Raw genomic sequence first — 18,478 nt, forward strand, 5'->3', positions numbered from 1 at the left:
AGTATGAAAATCAAGTTTACACTGCCACGCTTTGTATTTTTTATTGGTATAAAAAAGCCAAGACTGGTTTAAAAATCTTGGCTTTAACATGTTGCAATGGAAGTTAGGCGATACGATATTTTGCCTCTTCAGAAATACGCTGTAATGCCTGACGCTGTTTTTTGAAATAAGGTAAAACATGTTCGCCAAGGCGATAAGCTTCTTCTAAATGTGGATAGCCTGCCAAGAAAAACAGATCAATCCCAATACTGTTATATTCTTGAATCCGCTCGATAATCTGCGAATAACTTCCCACTAAAGCAACACCTGGTGGAATACCAATATAGCCAAAGCCTGACCAAACATTGGGATGAATAAAGAAATCATCGACGTTTTTACTGCCTGCTTTTTCACTATATTCTTTTTCAAAACTCAATACACGTGCCGATCTCAAACCTGCATGTGCAGCAGACGCATGTAGGCGTTGTTTTTCAGCAGCTTCATCCAAATAACGTTGTGCCTCTGCCAACGCTTCTTGTTCACTACGGCGTGCAATCGTATCAATGGATAAGCCGAATTTAATATTATCCCGCCCATATCTCGCAGCACGTTTGCGCACATCTGCAATCAATTCAGCAATTTCACTGGGTTTTTCAGCACGCATTAAATAATAATCAGCATGCTTCGCACCAAACTCACGGGCAGCCTCAGACGATCCTGCCGTACAAATGATCGGTAGTTCAGCTTTATTGAGGGGATATTTTAAACCACCACCTTCAGCAGAATAATATTTGCCCTGGTAATGGAATGATTCATTATACCAATAGCCTTTCACCACATCTAAAAATTCAGTCGCACGGATATAACGGTCATCATGCGGAGTAACATCCCCAACTTGGCGCTGAATAACCTCAGAGCCGCCGTTGATAATATTCCAAACCAACCGATTCCCTGTGGCACGCTGATACGTTGCTGCACTTTGTACTGCATTATAAGGACTAAAATGATAAGGCTGGAATGCAGTCACAAAGTTTAAACGCTTGGTTTCTCTTGCCAATAAGGAACACACTGTCCACGGTTCTTCACCTGTAGGTGCATTCACCATCAGCGCACCTGCAAAACCATTGATTTCAGCCGCACGAGCCACTTGGCTAAGATAGTCGATATAGGTAAAGTCATCACCAACTTGGTAATTCGATGTTGCACCAGTATTGTCTACACCTGCGACACGTGACCAATCACCACGATTGCGTGGATCACCTGCTAAGTACTCTGCTTCACCATGCAGTGGTAGACGGGTAAAAAATTCAATTCCCATGATGTTCTCCGTATAACTTAGAATTTAGCAGTAAGAGAAACACCAACTTGACGTGGGTTTCCATAAGTTAAAACATATTGTCCAGCGGGACCATTTGGACGGCCATGTACTTGATATTCTTCATTCAATAGGTTTTTAACGTAAGCATTGACTTGGTATTTGTTATTTGCGCTATGGTAGCCAACATTGGCATTCCATAAGGTATATGCTTTTTGGCTTAAGATTGGATCTACCGAATAGTCTTGACGGTTTACGAGGAAAAACTCACGGTCACGGTAGCTGGCATCTGTACCTACAACAACACGAGCACCATCATTGAGATTAAAGGTATATTCTCCACCCAGACCGACAGTGTATTTTGGCGAACGGACTAGACTGTTGCCTGTATTATCTGCATTAACTACATTGGTTACCGGGTTTTTATCGACGAAATCGGTATATTCGCTGTCAAGATAAGCACCAGCAAAACGTAAACGTAGATTTTCAGTCACTGAATAATCTAATTCTAATTCAGCACCTTTAACTTCAGCTTTTGGTCCATTGGCGAGAACCGAGGTCACCCCACCACCTTGTCCCTCTGTTGCAACCAGTAAATTGGTTTGAATATCTTTATAGTCATAATAAAAAATATTGGCATTTGCGATTAAATCTCCGTCCAATAACGTAGACTTTAAACCAAGTTCATAACTATTTAAGTATTCAGGATTCACGTCGGCAAGTTGGGTTAAACTGCTGGATAAACCAGTGTTAAATCCACCTGAGCGGAAACCGCGTGCGAATCTAAAATAAGTATTTAAATTAGGATTAATTTCATATTCTGGGGTGATGTCATAGGTCAACTCATTCCAAGTTTTATTGCGACTTGTTGACCCATTTGCATTTGGAGTTGGGTTATAAACTGCATTGCTATAGCCATCTTTTTTCCACCAACTGCCTTTTGTATAGTCTCCCGTTGTGATCTGAGTCAGATTGAGATCAATATCTTTTTCTTCACTGGTCCAACGTAAACCACCTGTCACTTTAAATTTATCTGTAAATTTATAGGTACTGTTACCAAAAAGTGCAAAGCTTTGAGTGGCTTGGTTATAGGTTATATCTCTAAATGCTGGCGTAGACGCAGTTTGAGAAGCAGCGCCATTTGGCAATGTTTTATTGACACGTGCACTGACTCCAGTGGAATCTAAATCCTCATTGAAATAATGAAATCCTGCAATCCAGCTTAAGCGTTTTTCAGCATCAGAAGCGATGCGGAACTCTTGGCTATATTGACGCCATTCATTATCACTATAGCTTCGTGCGACATCATAAGGGGTGTAATCACCATCTGAAATCGACTTTTGTGTGGTCTTATCAAAAGCAGTGATCGAAGTAAAGCTATATCCGCCCCCCAAATCTCCAGTTAAGGTTAATGACGCGCCATCATGCTGAATCTTATTGTTTTCATCTAAATCTAAATTGGTGTCTCGTCCTTTAGGTCTTTCATAAATACCCCAGTATTTACCCACGCTTAAGGAACCATTACTGCCTAAACCATTATAAGTTTGGCTGTGTAGATTGACCAAGGCATCCCATTCATCATTGATTTTCCCTAGCACTTGGAAGCGAAAAGATTTTTTATCCACGTTGCCATAATCTTCACCATTGGCAATATTCTTTGCATATCCGTCACGGTCTTCAGAGTAAAAAGCCCCGCGCACCGCAACATTTTCCGAAATTTTGCCGTTTGCAGCACCTTCAAATGTTCGTAGGTTATGATCCCCTAAACCAATGGTTGCATATCCATTGGGTTTATCTGAAAAATTAGGCTTTTTAGAAATATAATTGACTGCACCCGCAGTGGTGTTTTTCCCATAGAGCGTACCTTGTGGACCACGTAAAACTTCTATACGCTCTAAATCAAACAAGTCACCTGCACCTGCAACTGGCGCATTTAAATAAACCCCATCTGCATACACGCCAACAGGAAATACTGTCGATGCAGCCACATCTCCCGTACCTAGGCCACGAATATACCAACGTGGACGACTATCCCCATCTGGGTTTTCAGCTGCAGCATTTGGTGTATAGGTTAAAACATCCCCAATAAAAGTAGAGCCTTTCGCAGCCAAGTCCTTACCCGAAACAGCAGTAATTGCAGTTGGAACTTTTTGAATATTTTGCGCCCGATATTGTGCAGTGACGATCACATCACTTAATTTTTTGACATCTTTGGCTTTTTCAACCTGTGCTTGTTGTGCTGGTGTAGTCTCGATCTCTTCATTTGCAATAGCCAGTGTTGAAACACTCGCCGTTACGCCCCACATAGCAGTTAAAATACTCTGCCTAATTTTTGTAACCTTAAACATGCTGACTCCATTTAAATAAATCTATTCTTGTTATTGGCAACTTTTGTGCCATTCTATTTATTTAAATATTTTCAAAGTGTTATATAAAAAATCATAAAAAAAATATTTTTTTTTGCTGATAGATAGACATTTCTGATTGTCGTATTGTTGTTATTTCAACATTTTGCTGTTTTTTATTTTTAATGATATCTACTAAGAATAAATTTATAAAAAAGCCATACAAAAGTATGGCTAATGCAATCAAAAATAAAAATCTGTTTAATTTAGAATTTATAGCTAAATTGTCCTTGTACCGTCAATGGACGCATTGGCTGTAAAAACTCGCTATTTGCACCAGCTAAACCATTTACGAAATTACGCTCATTGGTCAAATTAAGAATATTTAAGCCTACTGTCCACTGCGGTTGACGATAATAAAGTCCCAAATCTAAATTATAATTATTGGGTACCTTTACGGTCTGACTTAGATTGGTATACCAGTTACTTGTCCACCAGCCCGATAAGTTTAGTCCAAAACCTGACTGGTGCTGATAGTCCACATAAGCACTTGCAGAATATTTAGGAATGCCTGCTGCATCATAACGTCCTGCTTTGCGTTGGTTTAAAGCATTGCTATCGCCCCATACCGTCGCATTGTCTGCATGGAAACCAAAAGGTGAAAAACCAGCCGGAATAATGGAAGAATATTCAGCATTGAGATAGGTTAAGTTTGCCCCGATCGCGATATTTTTTTGTAGCTGCCAACGTAATGATGATTCAAGGCCTTTGATTTCAAAACGCGCCATATTGCCATTGGTATCAGGTGATAAATCGCGCTTCTGTTCAAAACCACTGAGCGTTAACAGAAGTTGATCAGTGATCGGCTCGTATTTCACTCCCACTTCTTTTAATTCACTTTGGCTGTCAAAAGCCAAAGGATTTAGCTGATTTCCAGCGCCCCAAATTAAAAATGGACCAAATACACCCGTATTCAATGCTGTACTTTTATCATAAGTAAAATATAGGGTACTTTTTTCAGTAGGTTTAATAAAGGTACTGGCTTGATAGCTGAGCAAACTATATTTATTGGAATCTGAGCGGACATCTGTAGGGACTAAAACCAGTGGATTCTCTAATTTTGCTTTTATAGAACTGTGGTTAATTCCCAGATTAATCCCAAAAAAATCATTAAAGGTAAAATTTTGCTGTGTAAATACGCTGTAAGTGTCCCAAAAGCCTGTTCCTGTATAAACGGCACCACCTCCATTGGGAGGAAAACCGCCTTTTTCAGCATATAAGCCATGACCCACAGGGTACATTCGAGGTAGATTTAAATAGCCAAAATACTGCGAATACTGTGGAACACCAGCCTGCCCAATCCAGCTTCCAGTCGAACCGCCATGATTGACCAACCCCAATAAATCTCCAGGGTTTTTCTGTGATGGATCATTGGTTAAATCATAAGGATTGATATTAAAACTATTGTTTGCTGCGAGAGAGGTAAATTTCTCATGCCGATAAGCGCCACCTGTGCTGCTTTTATTGTTGATTTTGACACCCAATAGCTCAAAGTCATGATCGCCTAAAAACTCTAAGCGGTTGTCCAATAATTCATGGTCCAAATCAGTAAAGAAACTCCCAACGGAGTCACCTAAATCACGACTCTTTTGATATAGCGTACTATTGGCCACAGACCAATTTTCATTGATATCTTTGACCAGTTTAAATTGTGTGCTAAAGCGCTTTGCACTGTTTTTATCTTCGCTCCGACCAGAAACATCATCATCTAATTTGACTAAGCCATTGCCTGCGATTGATGGATCATAGACCCAGCCTCGAATTGTACCCGCTTGATCAGCAGTGGAACTTGGCAAAGGAGAAGTCTGTACTGGACCTACAGCAATATATTGATTTTTGTCATTCTTCTGCCGAGTTTGCCAACCAATCACTTTAGAGTGAGCTGCACCAGACTCAAAGACTGGAGACCAAAAGTTTGAACCGTTTTGAATAATCGGGGTCGCTCTGCCTTTATAGTAAAGCCCTTGATCAACGGATTGTTGTGTCGCTCTGTTCCAACCATGCGTCACATTAAAATCTGAATAATCGTCATAACTGATATTCCAGTCAACCCGTAGACTGTCATCTGGACGCCAAGCCAAAGCACCATAAAATGCATTAAAATTATTTTTTACATTATCATAATAGTCATCTGTTCGTTGTGCTGTTGCACTGACACGAAATGCCAATTCTTTAGAAATAGGTGCAGTATGATCAATACTGACTGAGAAATTAGGCTCAGCACCTTGCCCTGCATAAATTGAACCCACTGATCCCGAAATCGTGGTTTGTGCTTTATTAAAATTCGGTTTTTTGGTGAGATAATTAATATATCCCCCTGAACCTGACGTCGGTGCAAAAATTACCCCCGTTGGTCCTGCAACAATATCAGCAGCTTCATAGGCATTTAAGTTGGTCGGATGTCGGGTACTGTATATTCGTTGGCTATCTTGAAAAACTTCGGAGTTTTGCCCTCGTATCTGTGGCGCGAAATTGGCATTTTGCCCACCTCCTCTGGTGATACTTGGAGCATACTTAACCAAATCATCTGCACTACGAATAACATCTTCACGAAACTGTTGTTCTGATACTTGTGAAACGACACGTGGGGTATCTAATACAGAACTATCCGTCCCATAAATCGAAGTGACTTTACGCTTGGGGAGAATGGTGGCTTTTTTATTTGCTCCTGTCACTACAACATCGGCTAAGGTAATTACATCACCATTAGAATCCTTGGCTTGCTCTGAGGTTTCTTCAGCAAAAATAGCGCATGGAAAGATTGCCCCAAATAGCCCTAGCGCAATCACCAGTGGCTTTAATTGAAAGTTCTGTTTCATATCACACTCAGTAAAATACATTTACACTGCGTTACGCAAAGCCTATGCCAATCTTTAAATAGGCAAAACTCAAATATAAAACATTGATTTTTATTACTTTTAAATAGCCCTCATTGATATACAGATTTTATTCATGTTTATTTTTTCAACAGAAATGCTGAAAAAGCAACAGTGACAAAAAACACAACGCTTATAATCAATTGATAAATATTAGAAAAATATAAAAAAGAATTGGCATTCATTGTGCAATCTCCTCTGAATACGTTCTAACTGAGTATTTTTAATGACACATGAAACCTTGTTACTCTCACGTCGAAAATTTTTAACCCAAAGTCTAACTGCACTCGGTGGCGTTTCTTTAATCAGTGGTTTATCTGCTTGTGGACAATCTCCACAACCTAGCGCTGACTCCCAAAGTTCACTTTCCAGTACCCCTAAGCATGGTGGAACAATTCGATTAGGGCTGATTGGTGGACAACAATCAGGTAGCCTTGACCCTCACCTTTCAGCTTCAGGAAGTGGGATTACCCGTGGATTTGCGATTTATAATAAGCTCTGGGAATGGGACGAAAACATGCTTCCTCGTCTTGCTTTGGCTGAATTTGCAGAACCTAATCATAATGCCAGCGAATGGACCATACGACTGCGTAAAGGTTTAGAGTTTCATCATGGTAAAACCGTCAGCGCAGATGATGTCATTTTTTCATTGCAACGATTAACAGATCCAAAGCTTGCCTCACCTTTTCGGAATCTTGTGCAATGGATTGATCGTGATCGTATCCAAAAATTAGATCAATATACAGTACGCATCCCTTTTATTAGTTCAATTGCTGGCTTTGTGGCGCTGCCTGAAACTTGGGTCAATTTTGGCGGTATTGTCCCCACTGATTTTGATCCCATTCATAACCCTGTGGGCGCAGGTCCTTATAAAGTCAAAGAATTTATCCCCGGTCAACGTTCAGTCTTTACTCGGTTTGAAAACTATTTTAAAGCAGATCGGCCTTATGCAGATCGTTTTGAAGTAATTGACTTTAAAGATCAAGTTTCTCGACTAAATGCATTATTGGCAGGACAAATTGATCTTGCAAATGCGATTTCACCTGAATACATTAAAATTTTAGAGCAAGCAAAACATATTCAAACGGTTCGTTCTCAAACCAATACCCACAATAGTTTTGACTTTAATACTCAACAGGCACCATTTAATGATCCCAAAGTCCGCCAAGCATTTCGTTTAATCGCCGATCGTCAAGAGCTGATACAACGGGGTTTAAACGGTCAGGGACGCATCGCCAATGATCTATATTCTCCACAGGATCCAGCATTTCTAAATTTGCCACAACGTCAACAAGACATTACAGAAGCCAAGAACTTATTGGCTCAAGCGGGCTTTAAAGATGGCTTAAGCGTTGAACTGATTACCCCCGTTGGCAACGCCCAACCTGCCCTGATATTTGCAGAACAAGCAAAGAAAGCCAATGTCAGTATTCGGGTCAAACAAGTTGATTTAGCTACCTTTAATGGACCTGATCGAAGTAAATGGCAATTCTCCAGTAATGCAACCAACGTGGGTACACCGTATTTATCCACTGCTGTAGTGAATGATGCGCCAATTTCAACAACCAATCGTGTCAACTTTAAAGACCCAGAATATAGTGAGCTGTTTTATAAAGCACTGGCTGAACCCGATTTAGCCAAGCGTAAAGTGTATTTGGCTCAGGCACAAAAAATTCAACATGAACGCGGTGGAATGCTGATTTGGGGTTTTAGCCATAGCATAGATGCTGCATCGAAACAGATCGGAGGATTAGCGGCAGAACACACTATTTTCCCAACGTGGCGTTTTGAGAAATTATGGAACAATCAAGCCTAAAATAAAATTTGCAGAGCCTTAACACAAGCAAGCATCTGCTGTAGTCAGCGATCTTCTGACTTTTCAAGGATGAAAAGTCAATCCACTATGGGGCTCTGATGATGCATCCCGACTATTACTGCCCAACACAACGACCTTTATGTTGCTGATCAAAATCGTAATTAACACATTCATTTTGTACACATTCAGTTTATAAAAATCAGGCTTATATAAATCATGCTTATACAAAGCAATAAAATTTGAACGCTGTTTTAATTTTAACTACTCATATTTTTAGACACTAAAAAAGCTGCCGCAGCAGCTATTTCATTCAGCATCCAAAGACTACTTGGGTACGGTAATCACAGATAATTTTTCTACCCCTACTCGCTCAATACTGGCAAGTAATTTTGCAACTGTTCCATAAGGAATGGTCTCATCGGCATTTAAATTCAAAGCCAATTTAGGGTTACTGTTTTTACGTGACTGAATCTCTTTTTCAAAACTTGCCAAAGTTACTTTATCCTTGTCAAGGAAGATTTCTCCTTGCGGATTAACACTAATGACAACCGCTTTATTCTGATCCGTTGACTGCGTCGGTGCAGCCTTGGGTAAATTTACTTTCACGGTATTGGTTAACAGGGGTGCTGTAACGATAAACACGATGAGTAAAACCAGCATCACATCAACCAATGGCGTAATGTTAATTTCACTCACCACATCATCTTCTTGGGAGGTTGAAACGGCCATTATGCAAACACTCCTTTTTCTTTGACTTCTTTACTGGATGCATCATGATTGACTACAGTATTTCCAGTGGTATTTTTTGGCTTAGCGACAGGTAACTGAAAGCCCGCTTTTTGATTTAAACTGACAAAATCAGTAGCAAAATCATCGAGGTCTGCACCGATGGTTTTAACTTTACGTATGAAATAGTTATAAGCCAACACAGCGGGTACCGCCACAGCAATACCAATACCTGTAGCAATCAAGGCCTCACCAATTGGCCCTGCAACCACATCCATACTTGCATTACCTGAATGTGCAATGGCCTGTAAAGCATGAATAATCCCAAACACTGTTCCAAATAGTCCAATGAACGGTGCGTTATTGCCAATCGAAGCCAATAATGCAGAACCTTTTTCCAATTGACGACGTTCAGTTAAAATTTGCTTGCGTAAATGACGCTCTAATAAATCCTGCCGACTCCAACTGTTTTGCAAATCTTGATGAGTCTTTTCATCTGCCTCAATCAAGGTTTGAAAACCGGCATTTGCAACACGGGCTGTAGGGCCTTCACCTTGTTGTGATTGAGTCACTGCCTCAGGCAAATTTTTGGCTTTCCAAAAGGCTTCGACAAAGACCTTACTTTGCTTGCTGGCTTTCTGTGTCTGTACCACTTTAACCACGATCAACACCCATGTGACGATGGAGAAAGTAACCAATAACCAGATTGTGCCGTCATGGATCAATGAATTTATGTCTGTCATGTAGATATCCTCTTAATTTAAAATAGGTTATTTCGGTAATTGATAATGAATTGGAACATCAACCCAACCTTCGACAGGTGTTTTACCTTTTAAGGCCGGTGAAAATTTCCATTGCTTTACTGTTCTTACAGCCGCGCTATCTAAAAGTTTTTTGCCGCTACTTTGTTTGACCGTTACGCTATCTGGGCTACCGTTTGGCAATACTTTGACCCTTAAAATCACCGAGCCTTCCCAACCACGTTCTAAGGCCTGTTCTGGATACTCTGCTGCGGGGTTGCTTAGATAACCTGCATAACCCTTGGCTTCTGTCACAGGTAAATTGTCATCAGCAGGCTTCACTGGTTCTGCTGTTTTTGGAGCAGGTTCAGTACTCAGTTTTTTGCTTACAACAGGTTCCTCAGTTTTTTGAACTGTGTCTTGCGCAATGGGTTTTACAATCGGTTTGGCTTGCTCCACAGTTTTTTGAACAGGTTTCGGCTGTTCGATAGGTTTCGCAATCGGTTTTGGTTTTTCGACCACAGGCGGAATTTTGGGTTTTTGCGTCACTGGTGGAATTTTAGGTTCAATGACTTTAGGTGGTTCCACTGGTTTGACAATTTCAATCACCACGGGTTCTGGCTTTGCAATGTCCAAAGCTGGTGTCGGTAATTGTTTTGCGATATACCAAATACCCAAATGTGCTGCAGCAACCGCAATGATCGCGATCCACAATTTATTCAATTTTGCTGGAGGTGATTGACTCACATCCAAATGATGTCGTGTAAATGGGTCTGATATGCCAGTTGCAGTTGAAGCAGATGCATATTGCCCAAATAGCAACGCCCGCTGATGGGGATTAAATATTCGTTCACTCATGGCAATTTAAACTAAAAAATAAAATACTGTATTGAAAATTGCACAAGTCATGCCAACAATATAAGCTACTAATTTTTATAAATTTAATTAAAAACACTCTTCGATTTGTCAGCAAAGCTGTTGGTTTTAAGACAGTTCTATGCTGTTGAAACAACAAGATCCCTCTGATATCTCAAAGGGATCTAAACTTATTATTTTAATTTATATCCAACCAAGGGTAAGACTTCTTCAGCAACCCGATATGCTTCTTCCAAATGTGGGTTACTGGCGAGAATAAAATGCCCAACACCAATGTCGATATATTCTTGTAAGCGCTGTGCCACTTGTTCATAGCTCCCCACTAAAATACAGTTTGGACCACCCCTTACATTTGACATACCAGCCCAAACATTTGGACTGACAAATAAGTCTTCAAAACGATTGCCTTGTGCTAAGGCCTGCTGACGTTTTGCACCAACCGACTCAGTATCTTTACGTTCAAATGCATTGCCATCAACAGCGATGGTTTCATACATCTGTTTAAGTTCTTGAAACGCTTGTTCCTGTGTGGGGCGTGCCAAAATATCAATACGCATACCAAACTTTACCTTATGGTCTGGGGTATTTTGTGCAAGGAAGGATCGCGCCTGTTCAATCACTTTTTTCTGCTGTTCAACAGGTTCCCCCCATGTTAAATGGATATCGGCATGCCGACCTGCAACTTGCAGTGCCGCTGGACTTGCTCCCGCTAACCACAAACGAGGAACGTCATATTGATTCATTGGGTATTTCAAACCACCTTGTTCAACGTGGAAAAACTTTCCATCATAGTCAAAAGGTGCCTGATGCGAATACCCTTTTACAAACTCTAAAAATTCATTGGTTCGCGCATAGCGCTGATCATGTTCAATAAAATCACCATAGGCTCGTTGCTGTGCCCCACCGCCACCTGAGATCACGTTCCATTCAACTCGTCCGTGACTGAGACGCTGCAAACTTGCTGCCATTTGGCTTGCGTATGCAGGATGGATAAACCAAGGTTGAATCGCAATCAATAATCGGAGTCTTTTGGTTTCTCTTGCCAATGCCGATGCCAGCACCCACGGTTCTTCAGTATGTGGAAAAGCAGGAATCAATGCGCCGTGAAAACCTACGATATCTGCGGCTTTTGCTACCTGTTGTACATAATCATAGTAGGCAAACAATTCATCTTGATGTTGAGGTGCCACACGTTGAGGGGATTGTACTGCTGGGCTCAGCTGGTTCCATTCACCTCGTGTATGTAACTGATGTGCTCGACGACCATCCCCATGCACAGGGATTCTCCATAAAAATTCAACAGACATAATACTTCTCAATAATTTAAAGGTTTTACACGCTATCGTGAGTGATACAACTCATGAGCAGAAACCATGCCGTTTTTTATTCAATATTGAATTCATCTATATTGTTGTTTTATCTAAATATTATAAAAACCCAGCTAAACATGGTGTTGAAATTTCAACACTTATCCATCCAATACTGTCGGTTTCACAACATAACCTGTTTGATCCATTCAAATAACACCAATCATAAAAACATAACAAACTGATTTATATAAAATAATTATTTTGGCTTGGTTCTTGCTCTATCCCCTTATATTTCTAGATTTTTATGATGATATGCGTATTTTTTCTGGTCTTTTTTTAAGTTTTAGTCTTTTAGGATTGGTTGCTTGTGGCGTACACAAAACCGAAGATCCAAACCAAAGTAAAACCAGTCAACAACAGCTTCGTATTGCGGTTGTGGCCAATGGAACTTCTGGCGGTCTGGACTTTATTGGTGTACCACAACTTATTGCACAGGACCCCATTTTTCTAAAAGCATTAAAGCAGAAAAATATTGAATTAAAGTGGGAACCTGTAACCACTGCGGCTGTGGCCACCTTAGTCAATGAAAGCTTTATCAACAATAAAATTGATTTTGCTTTTTATGGCAATCTTCCTGCGGTAGTACTCAATGCCACTGGTGTTAGAACACAAATTGTCGTCCCTGGCGGAGTCGGTAATAATGTTTATTTGGTGGTTCCAGCGGATTCACCCATCAAAACCATTGAGGACCTCAAAGGTAAAAAGATTGCCTTACATCGTGGTCGTCCTTGGGAAATTAATTTTGCTCAATTGATACAGAGCAAAGGTTTAAAGCTTAAAGATTTTCAAATCATCAATCTCAATCCACAGGCGGGAGCTGCTGCTTTATCCGCTAAAAGCGTCGATGCATTTTTTACCTTAAGTGATGCGCTCACTTTACAAGATCGCCATCTTGGCAAAATTATTTGGTCATCGCAAAGTCTACCCGCTGACTGGAAAATGCGTGCTGAACTATGGGGACGCAAGACTTATCTGGATCAACATCCAGACACAACCCAACTACTTGCTGATGCGACAGTACGGGCAATGCAGTGGATTTCACAGCATCAAGATGAATTCCAACAAAGCCAAACCAAATTTGGTCAGCCTCTAAGTGTGATTCAACGCGAAAGTCAAAATACCAGCAGTAACTGGCAACAAGATTGGTCACCTGAGTACCAAGTGGATTTTCTTAAACAGCATTATGCAAAAGTCATCGACCATGCTGTAAAAAACCAATTGATTCAAACGCCAATCAAAGCTGAAGAGTTGCTCAATGCTCAGTTTACCAGTCAAGCCATTCAAAATTTACAAACACTTGATATTCAACATAAGCAAGGAAACTAGGTCATGAAAATCCTCGTAAATCCGCTTATCGAAAAAAAAATCGTGGCGATCAAAGCACCATTATGGAGGCGATTGTCTTCTGAGCAGGTCTATCGCTTGCTCTCATTCCTTTCACCCATCTTGGCGTTACTGGTTTGGCAATTGATTAGCTATTTACAGATTTTTCCAACCCAAATTTTAGTGCCACCTATAACGGTATGGCAGACATTTCTTGCCTTGTTGCAAAGTGGTGAACTACAACTGCATTTAAAAGATAGCCTTTCTCGACTGCTGATGGGTTTTTCAATTGCGGCCACCTGTGCGATTTTGTTTGGCATTGCCTATGCATCTCTCACCTCTTTCCGAAATTACACTTATATTTTGTTCAATATCCTTTATCAAATTCCAATCTTTGTGCTTATTCCTATTTTTATTTTGGTTTTTGGAATTGGTGAACTATTTAAAATTTTACTGATTATTAAAGCCTGTTTTTTTCCAATCGCACTCACAACAGCTGATGCTGTTAGAAATATTCCTAAAAAATATATTGAATTGGGCCAGATCTACAAACTAAAAACTCCAGCATGGTTGAGATACATCATCATCCCTTGCATCCTCCCACCATTAATCGGTGGACTGCGGATTGCTCTAGGTCGTGCTTGGTTGATTTTGGTGGCCGTTGAATTACTTGCTGCAGGCACTGGCATTGGTCAAATGATGGAGCTCGGACGACAAATGTTACGTTTAGACGTTGTCATGGTCGGAGTTTTTATTACAGGAATCATTGGTTTTGCTTTAGATAAAACTTTACGTCAGCTCGAACAATATCTTGTATCACCTGCATTGAGTTCAAGGGGGAAATAATGTCACAGCATCCACTGAACTTAAAAAGTGCTTTTGCGCAACCACTGATCTTGATCAAAGGTCTGCTACTCCCGCTCCTTTTACTGGCTTTATGGCAATACAATTCAAGTTTAGGTGCCAGTCATGCCTATGCATTTGTGCCTTTACAGAAGGTGTATTTTGCTTTTATTCAGCTGCTTGAAACAGGTGAATTATGGTTAAACACATGGGGAAGTCTTAAAAAAGCTGGATTGGGGTTTTTACTTGGCTCGACAACAGGGCTACTACTCGGTGCCTTACTTGCCTATTCAAAAATTTTAAATGCCTTGGTTTCACCATTATTTAATAGCATTCGCCAAGTACCCTTACTTGGTTTAACCCCATTGATTGCACTGTGGTTTGGTAATGGTGAGCAGGCAAAAATCTTTATTATTGCGCTTGCTTCTTTTTTCCCGATGGTGATTAACAGCTTTCAAGGGCTAAGTCATTATGACCAGAAATACAGTGAAGTCGCTCGTATTTACAAATTATCTTTTTGGCAGGAATTTAAAAAAATCCGTTTCCCTCAAGCTCTCCCATATATTTTAACGGGGTTGAATTTAGCGGTGCCTTTTACATGGATTACCACAACTGCCAGTGAGCTGTTATTCAATGCTGGTGCAGGCTTAGGCAATTTAATGATGAAAGCTGAAATCAATGCCGAAATGGATATTTTGTTGGTGTGTGCAATCACGGTCACCCTCAGCGGTATTGGCATGACGCTTTGCATTCACTTGATTTCTAAACGACTACTGCAATGGCGTGTTTAACTGAATCACCCATCTCATCAGGATATTGATATGAGCTTTTCCTTACTCTCGATTAAAAAACTCAATAAATCATTTTATCGAGATCAACAAACTTTCACCGTATTAGATGGTATTCATCTCGATATTCAACAAGGAGAATTTATTTCTATTGTCGGAAGCAGTGGCTGTGGTAAATCGACCTTGTTGCGCTTAATTGCAGGATTAGATAAAGACTATCAAGGCGAGATTTTACTGAATCAAACACCAATACAAGGGACAGATTTAAAACGAGGTTTAATTTTTCAGGAGCACCGTCTATTGCCTTGGCTCAGTGTTTCCGAAAATATTCATTTAGCGCTCGAAGAAACCGACTTAAGCCGTGCCGAAAAAAATGCCCGTGTGGCAGAACATCTTACAATAGTGGGTTTAAAAGGTTTTGAAAATGCTTATCCACATGAGCTATCGGGTGGTATGGCGCAGCGGGTAGCGATTGCACGAGGCTTGGTTAATCAGCCTGATATTTTACTTTTAGATGAACCCTTTGGTGCTTTAGATGCAATTACACGTAGCCATCTGCAAACTGAATTACAACGTATTTGGCAAGATCAAAAGATCACCATGATTCTAGTTACACATGATATAGAAGAAGCGGTTTATCTGGGTGATCGCGTGATCGTAATGTCTGCTCGACCAGGAAAAATTAAAGAAATCATTCAAGTTCCTTTGACCCATCCAAGACATAAAGACAGCGAATTATTATTTAACTATCGTAATCAAGCACTCAATATGCTGGACCATAGCGCATAATGAAATCGAATATTCATCGATATAAATATTATTTAGAAAATATATTCAAGCATGATATTTATATCAACAAGTTTTAAATTATTAAGGAAATATGAAATGGGTTTATCAATTTGGCATATATTATTATTTGCCGTGATCGTTATTTTATTATTTGGTACATCAAAACTTAAAAACTTAGGTAAGGATTTAGGTGGTGCAATTAAAGATTTTAAAGACTCGGTTCATTCTGATGATCAAAAACTGTCTGAAACAAATCAGCCTAAAGAAATCCATCATCTCGATTTAAATAAAGAAAAAAACACTAACCGGTGAGTACTAAATCATTATGTTCAATATCAGTTTTGGTGAACTCTTGGCTTTTGCTGTTATTGCACTGATTATATTGGGACCTGAAAAGCTCCCTCAAACATTAAGGGTGGGATTACTTAAATATAGAGCCCTTAAAAATAATCTTAACAAAATCCAGCTAGAGTTAGAAAATGAACTGGAATTGCTTGAACTAAAAAGGATCATGCAAGAAGAGCTGCTCAAAATAAAACAAAACGAAGAGCTGCTCAAACAGCAGCTTGCACAAATGCAACACGAAATCCAAAGTGTACATAGCGCTGTTGCTATAGCACATCAAGCGCCCCCTTATCCCACACATGATTATGTTTATCAAATCTCTGCGCGTGAATTAAAAGTACCCTTTTTAATTTACACAACATCATCCATTATCTTGCGTGAGGATCAAGCTGCATGACCGAACAAATACTCAGTGAAACACTCACTGAAATGAAATATAGCGAACATTTAAAAGAGCTTAGAAAGCGTTTGATCTATAGCATTGCTACAGTCTTAACTATTTTTTTACTATTATTGCCCCTTGCACAACACAATTATCATTTTTTGGCTCAACCCTTAATATCCCGATTGCCTAAAAATTCAACCATGATAGCTACAGATGTGATGAGTACATTTTTAGCGCCCTTTAAACTCAATATTTATTTTGCAATTTTATTGGCGATTCCCTTTATTCTTTATCAATTCTGGCGCTTTATTGCACCTGCTCTATATCAAAGTGAAAGAAAATTTGGCATGGCGCTTGTGCTCTCCAGCATCGGTTTATTTTATCTTGGCATCTTATTTGCCTATTATTTGATTCTGCCTTTGGCGTTAAACTTCTTTGTCTTAGCTTCACCAGATAATGTTTTACCGATGACTGATATCAACAGTTATCTTGATTTCTGTCTCAAGCTTTTTCTGGCTTTTGGTATCGCCTTTCAAATCCCTGTACTGACCTACATTCTTATTTTTATTGGTATTCTTTCTATTCAACAATTGGAACATTACCGTAAACACATCATTGTTTTGTTTTTCTTTATCGCAATGTTTATTACACCCCCTGATATTTTTAGCATGCTTGCACTGGCAGTACCAATGTGGCTTTTGTTTGAACTTGGTTTATGGATCACAAAAATGACCAGCCCAAAATAAAACATCCATGGGTAAAATGGATGTTTCTATTGCACAGCCCAATTAAACAATTTCATTTTTATTTGGTAATAAATTATATCTTGATAACAAATTACGTAAAACATTGCGCGACAGTCCTAACATTTTTGCAGTCTTAACCTGATTATTCCAGCAACTTGAAAAAGCGGTATTGACGATTTTATCTTCAATGATGTGCCATGCTTCACCATCATATTCTTGAAATAAACGCTTGAGTACATCCTCAAACTCTTGAATCAAATCATTATCTGGTAAAACGCTTGAGCCACCCTCCTCTGAAAACCTTAAATGTTCAATATCAATGGTTTTGCCACTACTGATGAGCAGTGCATAATGGATATTATTTTCAAGCTCACGGATATTTCCCGGCCAACTATAGTTGAGTAGTGCATTTCTGGCGCGATCACTGATGTTGGGTTTCGGCGTAATCATCTTTTGCGAATAGGAGTTTAAGAAAAAATCCACCAAAGGCAAAATGTCACCCTTACGCTCTCGCAATGGTAAAATATTTAGCACAACCACATTTAGGCGATAGTATAAATCTAAACGGAATTTATTTTCCGCGACAGCTTTACGCAAATCAACATGTGTACCAGACAAGATGCGTACATTAATCGGGATCGGTTTACGTCCACCGACCCGAACAACTTCCTTTTCTTGCAATACACGTAACAGTTTTACTTGCAAAGACAACGGTAACTCACCCACTTCATCCAAGAACAAAGTTCCGCCGTCGGCTGTTTCAAAAATACCAGGGCGTGTCTTATGCGCACCCGTAAATGCGCCTGCTTCATAACCAAACAATTCAGATTCTGCAAGTGTTTCAACTAAAGCACCACAATTGACAGCAAGAAACGGCTTATTTTGGCGATCACTTTTCAAATGAATTTCACGTGCGATTAATTCTTTACCTGTACCTGATTCACCTTGGATGATCACACTGGCAGAACTTGGTGCAATGGTTTCAACTTGGCTTAATAGCTTACGAGAGTTTTGATCAGAAAATATAATCGCTTTTGCTCTTATTGGCTTAATTGGCACACCATTATCAGGCAAGGTAATTACTTTATAATCATTATCCAAATAGGATTTCATAATTAACCCTTTAAATAGCTGAGGAGGATATTAAAATAGAATA

At 39.7% G+C, this 18,478-nt stretch carries 16 protein-coding genes; 8 read left to right on the top strand and 8 right to left on the bottom strand.

Annotated features, from left to right (window positions below; translation table 11 throughout):
• Positions 1-103: 103 nt before the first annotated feature.
• The 3 genes from GJV03_RS00805 to GJV03_RS00815 form a co-directional block, all read right to left on the bottom strand.
• On the bottom strand, positions 104-1,297 hold the full coding sequence (locus GJV03_RS00805) for an LLM class flavin-dependent oxidoreductase (protein WP_056518018.1): 1,194 nt from the start codon (positions 1,295-1,297) through the stop codon (positions 104-106).
• Between the two features lie 17 nt (positions 1,298-1,314).
• Positions 1,315-3,642, bottom strand: coding sequence for a TonB-dependent receptor (locus GJV03_RS00810; RefSeq protein ID WP_056518017.1), 2,328 nt, complete (start codon positions 3,640-3,642; stop codon positions 1,315-1,317).
• A 263-nt stretch (positions 3,643-3,905) separates the two neighbouring features.
• Positions 3,906-6,518, bottom strand: coding sequence for a TonB-dependent receptor plug domain-containing protein (locus GJV03_RS00815; protein ID WP_154129243.1), 2,613 nt, complete (start codon positions 6,516-6,518; stop codon positions 3,906-3,908).
• A gap of 283 nt (positions 6,519-6,801) precedes the next feature.
• On the opposite strand from GJV03_RS00815, the gene GJV03_RS00820 reads away from it, so the two are divergent.
• On the top strand, positions 6,802-8,391 hold the full coding sequence (locus tag GJV03_RS00820; protein ID WP_151956366.1) for an ABC transporter substrate-binding protein: 1,590 nt from the start codon (positions 6,802-6,804) through the stop codon (positions 8,389-8,391).
• A gap of 324 nt (positions 8,392-8,715) precedes the next feature.
• On the opposite strand, the gene GJV03_RS00825 is transcribed toward GJV03_RS00820, so the two are convergent.
• The 4 genes from GJV03_RS00825 to GJV03_RS00840 all read right to left on the bottom strand — a co-directional run bounded on the left by GJV03_RS00825 (position 8,716) and on the right by GJV03_RS00840 (position 12,040).
• On the bottom strand, positions 8,716-9,120 hold the full coding sequence (locus tag GJV03_RS00825; RefSeq protein ID WP_004717481.1) for a biopolymer transporter ExbD: 405 nt from the start codon (positions 9,118-9,120) through the stop codon (positions 8,716-8,718).
• A complete protein-coding gene (locus tag GJV03_RS00830; protein ID WP_056518013.1) occupies positions 9,120-9,860 on the bottom strand; it encodes a MotA/TolQ/ExbB proton channel family protein in 741 nt (246 codons plus the stop codon). Before GJV03_RS00830 ends, GJV03_RS00825 begins: the two co-directional genes overlap by 1 nt.
• A gap of 27 nt (positions 9,861-9,887) precedes the next feature.
• A complete protein-coding gene (locus GJV03_RS00835) occupies positions 9,888-10,715 on the bottom strand; it encodes an energy transducer TonB (protein ID WP_154129244.1) in 828 nt (275 codons plus the stop codon).
• A 191-nt stretch (positions 10,716-10,906) separates the two neighbouring features.
• A complete protein-coding gene (locus GJV03_RS00840; protein ID WP_154129245.1) occupies positions 10,907-12,040 on the bottom strand; it encodes an LLM class flavin-dependent oxidoreductase in 1,134 nt (377 codons plus the stop codon).
• Between the two features lie 315 nt (positions 12,041-12,355).
• Here GJV03_RS00840 and GJV03_RS00845 point away from each other — a divergent pair, with 315 nt between their 5' ends.
• The 7 genes from GJV03_RS00845 to tatC all read left to right on the top strand — a co-directional run bounded on the left by GJV03_RS00845 (position 12,356) and on the right by tatC (position 17,322).
• The gene (locus tag GJV03_RS00845; RefSeq protein ID WP_056518007.1) at positions 12,356-13,429 is read left to right on the top strand and encodes an ABC transporter substrate-binding protein; all 1,074 of its coding nucleotides are present in this window, start codon (positions 12,356-12,358) and stop codon (positions 13,427-13,429) included.
• Between the two features lie 3 nt (positions 13,430-13,432).
• On the top strand, positions 13,433-14,272 hold the full coding sequence (locus GJV03_RS00850; RefSeq protein WP_004717490.1) for an ABC transporter permease: 840 nt from the start codon (positions 13,433-13,435) through the stop codon (positions 14,270-14,272).
• Positions 14,272-15,060, top strand: a complete 789-nt coding sequence (locus tag GJV03_RS00855) for an ABC transporter permease (RefSeq protein ID WP_004717492.1) — start codon at positions 14,272-14,274, stop codon at positions 15,058-15,060. The genes GJV03_RS00850 and GJV03_RS00855 overlap by 1 nt, the downstream gene beginning before the upstream one ends.
• Positions 15,061-15,090: 30 nt before the next feature.
• Entirely contained in the window at positions 15,091-15,846 is a 756-nt protein-coding gene (locus GJV03_RS00860; protein WP_154129246.1) for an ABC transporter ATP-binding protein, read from the top strand.
• A gap of 96 nt (positions 15,847-15,942) precedes the next feature.
• Positions 15,943-16,158: a Sec-independent protein translocase subunit TatA gene (locus GJV03_RS00865; protein ID WP_004823388.1), complete on the top strand. Its 216-nt coding sequence runs from the start codon at positions 15,943-15,945 to the stop codon at positions 16,156-16,158.
• Positions 16,159-16,171: 13 nt separating this feature from the next.
• The gene (gene tatB, locus GJV03_RS00870) at positions 16,172-16,588 is read left to right on the top strand and encodes a Sec-independent protein translocase protein TatB (RefSeq protein ID WP_154129247.1); all 417 of its coding nucleotides are present in this window, start codon (positions 16,172-16,174) and stop codon (positions 16,586-16,588) included.
• A complete protein-coding gene (gene tatC / locus GJV03_RS00875; RefSeq protein WP_105713536.1) occupies positions 16,585-17,322 on the top strand; it encodes a twin-arginine translocase subunit TatC in 738 nt (245 codons plus the stop codon). The genes tatB and tatC overlap by 4 nt, the downstream gene beginning before the upstream one ends.
• Before the next feature lie 42 nt (positions 17,323-17,364).
• Here the strand turns inward: tatC and GJV03_RS00880 are convergent, their stop codons facing one another.
• Positions 17,365-18,435 carry a sigma-54 dependent transcriptional regulator gene (locus GJV03_RS00880; RefSeq protein WP_154129248.1) on the bottom strand — a complete coding sequence of 357 codons (1,071 nt, stop codon included), beginning with the start codon at positions 18,433-18,435 and terminating at the stop codon, positions 17,365-17,367.
• Positions 18,436-18,478: the final 43 nt, after the last annotated feature.

This window comes from Acinetobacter sp. RIT698 (assembly GCF_009668065.1).
GTDB classification, from domain to species: Bacteria; Pseudomonadota; Gammaproteobacteria; order Pseudomonadales; family Moraxellaceae; genus Acinetobacter; species Acinetobacter guillouiae.

Excerpts from the sequence above, each read along its gene's own strand:
- tatB (WP_154129247.1), top strand. The coding sequence starts at position 16,172 with ATGTTCAATATCAGTTTTGGTGAACTCTTGGCTTTTGCTGTTATTGCA.
- GJV03_RS00840 (WP_154129245.1), bottom strand. The coding sequence starts at position 12,040 with ATGTCTGTTGAATTTTTATGGAGAATCCCTGTGCATGGGGATGGTCGT.
- GJV03_RS00850 (WP_004717490.1), top strand. The coding sequence starts at position 13,433 with ATGAAAATCCTCGTAAATCCGCTTATCGAAAAAAAAATCGTGGCGATC.
- tatC (WP_105713536.1), top strand. The coding sequence starts at position 16,585 with ATGACCGAACAAATACTCAGTGAAACACTCACTGAAATGAAATATAGC.
- GJV03_RS00845 (WP_056518007.1), top strand. The coding sequence starts at position 12,356 with ATGCGTATTTTTTCTGGTCTTTTTTTAAGTTTTAGTCTTTTAGGATTG.
- GJV03_RS00855 (WP_004717492.1), top strand. The coding sequence starts at position 14,272 with ATGTCACAGCATCCACTGAACTTAAAAAGTGCTTTTGCGCAACCACTG.
- GJV03_RS00860 (WP_154129246.1), top strand. The coding sequence starts at position 15,091 with ATGAGCTTTTCCTTACTCTCGATTAAAAAACTCAATAAATCATTTTAT.
- GJV03_RS00825 (WP_004717481.1), bottom strand. The coding sequence starts at position 9,120 with ATGGCCGTTTCAACCTCCCAAGAAGATGATGTGGTGAGTGAAATTAAC.
- GJV03_RS00880 (WP_154129248.1), bottom strand. The coding sequence starts at position 18,435 with ATGAAATCCTATTTGGATAATGATTATAAAGTAATTACCTTGCCTGAT.
- GJV03_RS00810 (WP_056518017.1), bottom strand. The coding sequence starts at position 3,642 with ATGTTTAAGGTTACAAAAATTAGGCAGAGTATTTTAACTGCTATGTGG.
- GJV03_RS00835 (WP_154129244.1), bottom strand. The coding sequence starts at position 10,715 with ATGAGTGAACGAATATTTAATCCCCATCAGCGGGCGTTGCTATTTGGG.
- GJV03_RS00815 (WP_154129243.1), bottom strand. The coding sequence starts at position 6,518 with ATGAAACAGAACTTTCAATTAAAGCCACTGGTGATTGCGCTAGGGCTA.
- GJV03_RS00805 (WP_056518018.1), bottom strand. The coding sequence starts at position 1,297 with ATGGGAATTGAATTTTTTACCCGTCTACCACTGCATGGTGAAGCAGAG.
- GJV03_RS00830 (WP_056518013.1), bottom strand. The coding sequence starts at position 9,860 with ATGACAGACATAAATTCATTGATCCATGACGGCACAATCTGGTTATTG.
- GJV03_RS00820 (WP_151956366.1), top strand. The coding sequence starts at position 6,802 with ATGACACATGAAACCTTGTTACTCTCACGTCGAAAATTTTTAACCCAA.
- GJV03_RS00865 (WP_004823388.1), top strand. The coding sequence starts at position 15,943 with ATGGGTTTATCAATTTGGCATATATTATTATTTGCCGTGATCGTTATT.